An 8,370-nucleotide genomic window follows, 5' to 3' on the forward strand; every position below is an offset into this window, starting at 1 on the left:
CTTAATTAAATTTTAATAATTCTATAAATCTAATGCAGGTTCAAGAATTTTCTCCATTCTCTTCTTAACCATATCTACCGATCCTGCGTAATTGTTGACCATTAAAGAGAAAACCAGTGTTTTTCCCGTATTTGTTTTCATGTATCCGGCTAAAGTTTTAACCTTGTTTAAAGTTCCTGTTTTAGCAAAAACCTGTCCGTTTCCAAGACCGTTGAACATTCTTTTCAGGGTTCCAGACTGACCTCCAACCGGTAAAGAATTCAGATAGGTCTTATAATACTTTTCATCCATTAATGATGTTAAAAATTTAGCCTGAGCAATCGGCGTTACATTATTACTTCTTGAAAGTCCGCTTCCGTCGATATAATTTAGCCCGATCATATCAAAACCTTCATTCTTAAGGTGTTCTGTTACGACTTTTCGCCCAGATTCAGTTGTCTGATCGCCTAAACTCTGAAATCCTACTGTTTTTAAAAGTGCTTCAGCCAGACCATTGTCACTGTGTTGATTGGTATAATAAATAATATCGCTTAAAGTAGGAGATTTATAGGTTGAAATCAACTTTCTGCTTTCAGGATTAGCATCTGTCATTTTAGGGGTCACTTTTCCGGTAACGGCAATTCCGCTTTTCACCAAAGTTGTTCTAAAGGTATTGGCAAGATAAGCCGGAGCGTCGGGTAACTTTGTAGTTAAAATAGCATCTCCATCGTATTTATCAGCATATACCATCTGATGGTTGTAAGGAGAAACGTAGAAAAATTTCTTTTCTGTAGAGAAATTGGTTGATTTTTTAACGATCAGCTTTTCGTTTGCAGGGTTGATCTCGCGCGTTGTACCAACAGGAAGATAGTAATTATTGTTTTCCAGCCAAACAACATTTTCCGGAAGCTTCGAAATATTGCCTTTGAAAAGCGCTGTCTGGATGATAATATCACCATTTACCTTTTTAATTCCTTCACGAGAAAGACCTTCTTTAAAATCTGAAACAATATCTCTGTATGCCCAAGCGCCTCCTTTATTGGTCCCTAAAGATGGGTCGCCACTTCCTACGATATAGAGATTTCCGTTCAGAACTCCATTTTCATCAATACTTCCTGAGTATTCCAGCTGCGTATTCCAACGGTAATTTTCACCCAGCATGTTCATTGCCGTTTCTGTGGTTAATAATTTTGTTGTGGAAGCAGGAACTAAAGGAGTATTTTCATTATACGAAGAGATTACTTTCTTCGTTTTCGGGTCGTACACTACGAATCCCCAGGTTGCATTTTTCAGCACCGGATCGGTCATCATTGTGTTTACATTAATGTCTACAAGTTCTTTGGCTGACAAAACTGTTTTTTCTACCATTGAAGTAATGGGAGAAGGTAAGTTTAAGCTGCTGCTCTGATTGTCGTAAGCCTGAGAATATAGAACTGTAGAAACGGTAGACTGGGCAAGAAAAAATCCTGAGGCCAGCACCGCAACACCTGAAATATACTTTCTGAAATTTACCATCTATTTTTTCATTTTGCTATAGTTTGGATCACTTGCCAGTCAATTGGTTAAATTGAAAATGAAACTCCAAACATATAATCAACGACCAAATGTAGAAAATATTGCTAAAAGTAGGTGCCGTGCCCTCTTATAAAACCCTATAAAATTTGTTAAAATATGTTAAAAATCAACAAAAACTTCTTTTTTAATGCTTTGGTATGCAGTAATTTCATCAAATTCTTTCAAACTTGTTAAAACCAGTTTTTTATACTCATCATACTTTTTTCCACGTGGAAGCTTAAGCATGATCTGAAACTGATACAAATTGTTAAGCCTTGCGATCTGTGCTTTTTCAGGACCCAAAACGCAGTCTTCAGGAAGATATTTTCTCAGGATAGAACCCAAAAACTGCGAAGCTCTGTTCGCTTTATCCTCTTTTCTATGCTTCAGCTCAATCATAATAAGCTTTGTAAACGGAGGATAGTGAAATTTCTGACGTTCCGTTAAAATATATTTATAAATTTTTGCCGGATTATTTATTTTAATTAATTGAAAAACAGAATGATCAGGATTAAAGGTCTGAATAACAATTTTTCCTTTCCCCGAGACTCTTCCTGCTCTACCGGAAACCTGTGTAATGAGTTGATAAGCACGCTCCTCCGCCCTGAAATCCTGAACATACAATAAAGAATCTGCCTTGGGAATGGCTACCAGCTCAATATGATTAAAATCCAGGCCCTTGGAAATCATCTGGGTTCCGACAATAATATCCGTTTCACGGTCTTCTATTTTTTCATACAGTCTTTCGTACGCAAATTTCTTCCTCATCGAATCGACATCCATCCGGTCGACTTCATGATCCGGAAATAATTTTGAAACCTCTTCATGGATCTGTTCTACACCTACGCCACGCTCATTCAGATTTTCCGAATAACATTTCGGGCAGGTTTTCGGTTTGGAAGCTCTCTGGCCGCAATAATGGCATTTCATTTCATTAGCAGCTTTATGATACGTCATCACGACATCACAATTGGAGCAATAATTCACATATCCGCAGGTTTCACATTCCACTACATTGGCATAACCACGGCGGTTGTGAAGGACAATTACCTGATTTTTCTCTTCTAAAACTTTCTTAATTTCATCAATTACCTGTAAAGAAAAATTCCCGGAAACTTTCTTGGAATCCTGGGCTTCCTTAAAATTGATCAGTTCATATTCAGGAAGATTGACATTCCCGAAGCGTTCTTCAAGAAAAACATAAGCCATTTTATCTTTCCTCGCATTGTAGTAGCTTTCAACGGAAGGAGTTGCAGAGCCTAGAATGACGTTCGCACCATAGAAATTTCCCAACACCAAAGCCGCATCTTTAGCATTAAAATAAGGTGAAACTTCACGCGGCCTGTACGCTGAATCGTGTTCTTCATCCACCACAATCAGTCCCAGATTCTGAAACGGTAAAAATAAAGCGTTTCTGGTTCCAACAAGGATACTGATATCGTTTTGTCTAATTCTTCTCCAAACCTCAACCCTTTCAAAATCAGTCAGTTTCTGATGATAAAAACCAAGTTTCCGTCCGTATTTCTTTTCTAATCGTTGGGTAATCTGCTTTGTCAGAGAAATTTCAGGAAGCAAAAACAATACATTTTTTCCTTCGTTAATGCATTCTTCTATTTTATCTAAATAAAGGTGAGTCTTACCTGAAGAAGTCACACCGTGAAGCAGTACATTTCTCCCTTCTTCAAAGGCTTCATCGATCTCCTGTTTTGCCGCTTTCTGGGCTTCGGAAAGTTCTTCGATTTCTTCAATTTCCCCTTCATAGCTTTCAAGCCGGTCTTTTTGAACATAATATTCTTCAACAAGATTCTTATCCGCCAAGGCTTTAAAATGAGAACTTCCAAAATAACCATCTTCAAAAAGTTCTGATTTTTTTATAAGAACATCTGGATTTTCGGTTTGTAATTCAAGAATATGAAGGAAGAGTTCTTTCTGTTTTTTAGCTCTGCTTAGTTGTAGAAGAATTTCAGTTAAATGCTGATTCTTCAAAACCTCATCATTAATTTTAACGTAGGCTACTTCTTTTGCCTTATATTTTTCTGCAATTTTTTCATCAATCTCGATGTATTGAAGATCAATCAGTGAATTTATCGTTTTGATGATATCTTTTTTCGGGATGAAAGCTTCAATATCTGTTAAATTGATCAGCTGTCGCACTTCCAGCGCCTGGATAAGATACATTTCATTGACGTCAAGAATTTCAAAATCAACCGTAATATTGGGTTTCAGCTTTAGATAAGTTTCACTTTCCAGCTTTAAGGAAGACGGAAACGCAAAACGGTAAATCTCTCCAAGCCCGCACAAATAATATTCTGAAAGCCAGTTCCAGAATCTGATCTGTCCTTCCGGAACGATCGGCTTATCATCCAGAATACTGATGACTTCTTTTGCCACAAAATTTTCAGGAGCCAGGTCATGAAGCTCGAAAACAATTCCCGTATAAATTTTCTTTCCTCCAAACGGAACCAGCACCCGCATTCCAACTTCGATCTGAGGAATGAGATCTTCAGGAACTTTATATGTAAAAGATCCTTTTAAATTTAATGGTAAAACAATTTGGGCGTAATTCAAGGGAAATATTTAAAATGTAAAATTAATTTTTTCTTTTGTGAACTGCAATTTTTTTATCAGGTCATTGTGATGAATGATGTGATTAAGCAAAGTTTTTAACGCAGAGAAACGCAAAGATTTTGTTATTTTTTACTGGATATTTTTCGTTCGCAAAGGCTGAACTTCGTTCGTAAACCTTCAGTTTATGTTCAGCAAATGAGTATTAAATCTGATTAAAATTAAATCTCTCTGTACTAATTAAACCAATATCTGATCTTGATACGAAAATAAATACAAATGACAACTATCCTAGCCCGGATTGAAACGACATCCTTTTGGGTTGCGGGCGGAGCGGAGCGGAGCCCGTAACCCAAAAGATATAGTGGAAAGCCGGAAAAAGCTCCTGATCAGGCTGGAGTGTTTTACGAGTTTAAGAGTATCAGAGCTTTAGAGTTTTTATGAGTCGATCAGAAAAAATATTCAATAATTTCGTACCAGATTGCAGAAGTGAAAAGTCCCACAATGATACTAAAACCGATCGTGAGGTTGGTGAGTTTTGTATTTAATCTGAACTGTTCGGCGATAATGCTGGAGGTAAGAACGGTAGGCATGGCAGCTTCAAAAATGGTGATTCTGGCAATATCTCCTTTTATGCCAATTAAAAGTGCAAAAACAAGCGTAATGGCCGGTGCCAGAATGAGTTTGTACAGCATTGAAACAGACATTTGGGGAATCAGCTTTTTCCACCCATTGAATTTCAATTGTAATCCCACTGAAAACAAGGCCAACGGACTTACGGTAGCCGCAAGTTTGTCAAAAACCGGTTCTGCCCAAGTGAAATCAATAAACTGAGATAACACTAAAGCCGAAATGCAGCCTATGAGCGGAGGAAAAGTGATCAGTCTTTTCAGGATAAATTTTGCACTTACTTTTCCTGACGTGCTTCCGCCTTTTACAGCTGCAATAATTCCTAATGTTGACAGAGCAAAAAACATGGTCTGATCGCAGATCACGGCAATGCTCAATAAACGTTCCCCATAAAAAGCAGAAACCAGCGGAAAACCGATAAATGAAGTATTGCTGTAACTGCTTATCAGTTCCATCGTACTCCTTGACCTTCTGGAATAACCTTTTGCCTTACTATAAAACATGATAAATAAAAACCCAAAAACTGATATCATAAAAGTCGCTACGATCGGAAAAAGCATTTCGACCGTCCAGTGTATGTAGGGAAGATACTTGAAAGATACCGCGGGAAGTGCCAGATACAGAATCCAGGTATTGATTCCTTTATGGGCATCCGGATGGATAGATTTTGTTGCTTTTAGAACCATTCCCGCTACAATACAAACCGCAATCAGAACAAAATTTATCATACTTCGAAATTATGGTGCAAATTTACGGATTCATTGTATCCCAAAGACTTATTATCTCAATTTTTTCCAGTGGTTTTGATAGTTTAATTCTCTTTGAAGTTCCGGGAAGTAAATCGAAAAAATTGTCACTGAAATGGGTGTCGCCAATTAAATAAACATCTTTCGCCAACACATCCGTAGAAACTTCAATTTCTGTAGCAGAGATTTCCCTGATCTGAATATTTGGTTTTGGAAGCTTTAAATCTTTCGGTTTTGAAAAGAAATAATTGCTTTCCGTAAGAATGTTATCTTTTTCGTCTCTCAACATTAAATGTAAAAAAAGTTCATTCCTGTCTTCATCTCCTATGATTTCTTCCAGTGAAAAAGAATCAAAATTTAATATTCCATTGGATTCCAAGGTTTTGATTTCTGCCGTTCCTCCTGAACCTTTTTTCTCACCATTAAGTTTTAGAATATCAAAATCTAACGATACGTTCTCGAATGTTTTCAGCTCGTCATTAATGACATAAAAATTTAAAACCTCATCTTTCTCTTCCGGCAAAATTATCTGATTTTCAAAGCTTCTTTTTGTCTGATAATGCAACGCTTTCCAATTTCCCAGGTAATCAATCGACGACCATGAAACGACCGGCCAGCAATCATTCAACTGCCAATACAGAGTTCCCATATTGTAAGGTTTTGCACGACGGTGAGCTTCAATCGCAATCTGCATTCCACGTGCCTGAAGGAGTTGGGAAACATAATTGTATTTCACAAAATCTGCCGGGATTACATAATCCCGTTTCATATAATTGTCGATGATTTCCCAGCCTCTGGAATGTTTTTCGTGTGCTTTGATAGTTCCGTTTTGTAAACTCAAATCCGGTTTTCCTGAAAACATCGACTTTGTAGTTTCTAAGGTTGGCATTCCCTGAAAACCATATTCAGATGCAAAGCGCGGAACTTTTTCGTTATATATTTCAAACGGCTGTTCGCCCCACCAAACGCCCCAGTAATGGGAATCTCCCTCGGTTAAACTTTCCTTATGTCCCCAGCCGATGGATGGTGAACTTGGCCAGTAAATATTTTTATCATTTACAGCATATTTTTTAATGGCATTCGGAATGACTTCATGAAAAATTTTCTTATAATCCTTCCAAACCTGCAACGAATCTTCTTTTGAATATTTAAATTGCTTTTGATATCCCCAGTTGACAATCGCTTCATCGACTTCATTATTTCCGCACCATAAAGCTAATGACGCATGATTCTGGAGTCTTTCCACCTGATCTTTAACTTCCAGTTCAACATTTTTCTGAAAATTTTCATCAGCCGGATAAAAGCTTCCTGCAAACATAAAATCCTGCCAAACCAGAATTCCATTTACATCGCAGGCTTTGTAGAATTCATCATCTTCATAAATTCCGCCGCCCCAAACGCGGATCATATTCATGTTGGCATCTTTACAGTCTTTAATGAGCTTTTGATACTTTTCTCTTGTCATTCTCGGTGAAAAACTGTCCCCGGGAATCCAGTTCGTTCCTTTGGCGTACATTGGTTTTCCATTTACCTTGAAATAAAAAGACTTTCCTTTTGCATCTTTTTCCTGAATCAATTCAACCGTTCTCAATCCGATTCGTTCTGACTTTTCATCGATGATTTTTGAATTTTTTTGTAAAGAAATTTTAACATCATATAAATTTTGTTTTCCCCATCCATTCGGCTGCCAAAGTTTCGGATTGTCGATCTGATAAGGAATTGATAAAGTATTTAATCCTTTTCTTAAAATAAATTCCTGAGATTTACCATTGACTGCAACTTTATATTTACCTTCTTCATCAACAAAAATTTCCGCATAAATATTTAAATCTGCTCTTGTTGACGTTAGTTTTTTCTGTTCAATTTTAATATTTTCAAGTTTCGCCTGGTTCCAATATTCCAGTTTTACATCTTTCCAGATTCCTGCTGTTACTAACCGCGGTCCCCAGTCCCAACCGAACTGATATTGCGCTTTTCTCACAAAACTTCTTGGTGATTCCGGTACGGTAAAAGAAACTTTTTGTGCTAATTCTTTTCCTACATTTATAGAAGATTTGAATTTAATTTGCAGAAGATTTTCACCTGTTTTTACATATTGCTTAACTGGAATCTCCCACTTTCGGAATATATTATCTGTCTTTTTCAACAGCTTTCCATTTAAATAAATTTCTGAAAATGTATCTAAACCCAGAAATACAAGATCAATATTTTCGTTCTGCAGTTCTGTTGATGACAGTGTAAATTTTGTCTGATAATCCCAGTCTTCATTTTCTTTCCACTGTACTTTTTTCTCGTTTTCATCTTTATACGGATCGGGAATCACGTTGTTTTTCATTAAATCCAAATGAACAGTTCCCGGCACTGTAGCAGACATCCATTTTGTTTCTTTTGCATTTTTAAATTGCCATTTTTCAGAAGATAAATTTCGCTCAGAAAATTGTGCGTTTATGAAAAGCTGAATACATAGGAAGGAAAAAAGTAGAATTTTGTTCATTATAATGGGTTTATCAATCGGGGAGTTTCTTTAAATACATCAAACCTGCTCAAACAGACTTATTCATAAAGCCGAACTCACGCTGCATCAATTAAAAGTATAAAATTAATGATTATCTTCTGCTTGTCACTACTCTTTATTTCATGTCTAAACTTTCAAGAGAAAAGTTGATTTCGACAACTTCAGCCAACTTTGAATGATAGGGTTTTAGAGTATAAGAGTTAAATGATATGGAAACTAAACCTTCAAACCCTCTTTTTAAACCACCCCGTCAAAAATTCATTTTGAATTTTTGCCACCCCTCCGGGGGACTATCGTGTGGACACATCTTTAAAAGTATTGTACGCTTGCATAATATCTTTAAAGCGTTTGAGACCTATCCAGAGTGTAGTAATGCCTGGA

General features: G+C 36.8%; 4 protein-coding genes. All 4 read right to left on the reverse strand.

Translation table 11 applies throughout. The features are described 5' to 3' along the window. Positions 1-21 precede the first annotated feature (21 nt). On the reverse strand, positions 22-1,494 hold the full coding sequence (dacB, locus tag BMW64_RS19660) for a D-alanyl-D-alanine carboxypeptidase/D-alanyl-D-alanine endopeptidase (protein WP_090002288.1): 1,473 nt from the start codon (positions 1,492-1,494) through the stop codon (positions 22-24). A 159-nt stretch (positions 1,495-1,653) separates the two neighbouring features. After that, on the reverse strand, positions 1,654-4,101 hold the full coding sequence (gene priA, locus BMW64_RS19665; protein ID WP_090002290.1) for a replication restart helicase PriA: 2,448 nt from the start codon (positions 4,099-4,101) through the stop codon (positions 1,654-1,656). A gap of 446 nt (positions 4,102-4,547) precedes the next feature. Then, positions 4,548-5,456: an AEC family transporter gene (locus BMW64_RS19670; RefSeq protein ID WP_090002292.1), complete on the reverse strand. Its 909-nt coding sequence runs from the start codon at positions 5,454-5,456 to the stop codon at positions 4,548-4,550. Positions 5,457-5,478: 22 nt separating this feature from the next. Further along, on the reverse strand, positions 5,479-7,968 hold the full coding sequence (locus BMW64_RS19675) for a beta-mannosidase (RefSeq protein WP_090002294.1): 2,490 nt from the start codon (positions 7,966-7,968) through the stop codon (positions 5,479-5,481). Positions 7,969-8,370: the final 402 nt, after the last annotated feature.

It is taken from the genome of Chryseobacterium taichungense, from assembly GCF_900109935.1.
Taxonomy (GTDB): domain Bacteria; phylum Bacteroidota; class Bacteroidia; order Flavobacteriales; family Weeksellaceae; genus Chryseobacterium; species Chryseobacterium taichungense.

Excerpts from the sequence above, each read along its gene's own strand:
- dacB (WP_090002288.1), bottom strand. The coding sequence starts at position 1,494 with ATGGTAAATTTCAGAAAGTATATTTCAGGTGTTGCGGTGCTGGCCTCA.
- BMW64_RS19670 (WP_090002292.1), bottom strand. The coding sequence starts at position 5,456 with ATGATAAATTTTGTTCTGATTGCGGTTTGTATTGTAGCGGGAATGGTT.
- BMW64_RS19675 (WP_090002294.1), bottom strand. The coding sequence starts at position 7,968 with ATGAACAAAATTCTACTTTTTTCCTTCCTATGTATTCAGCTTTTCATA.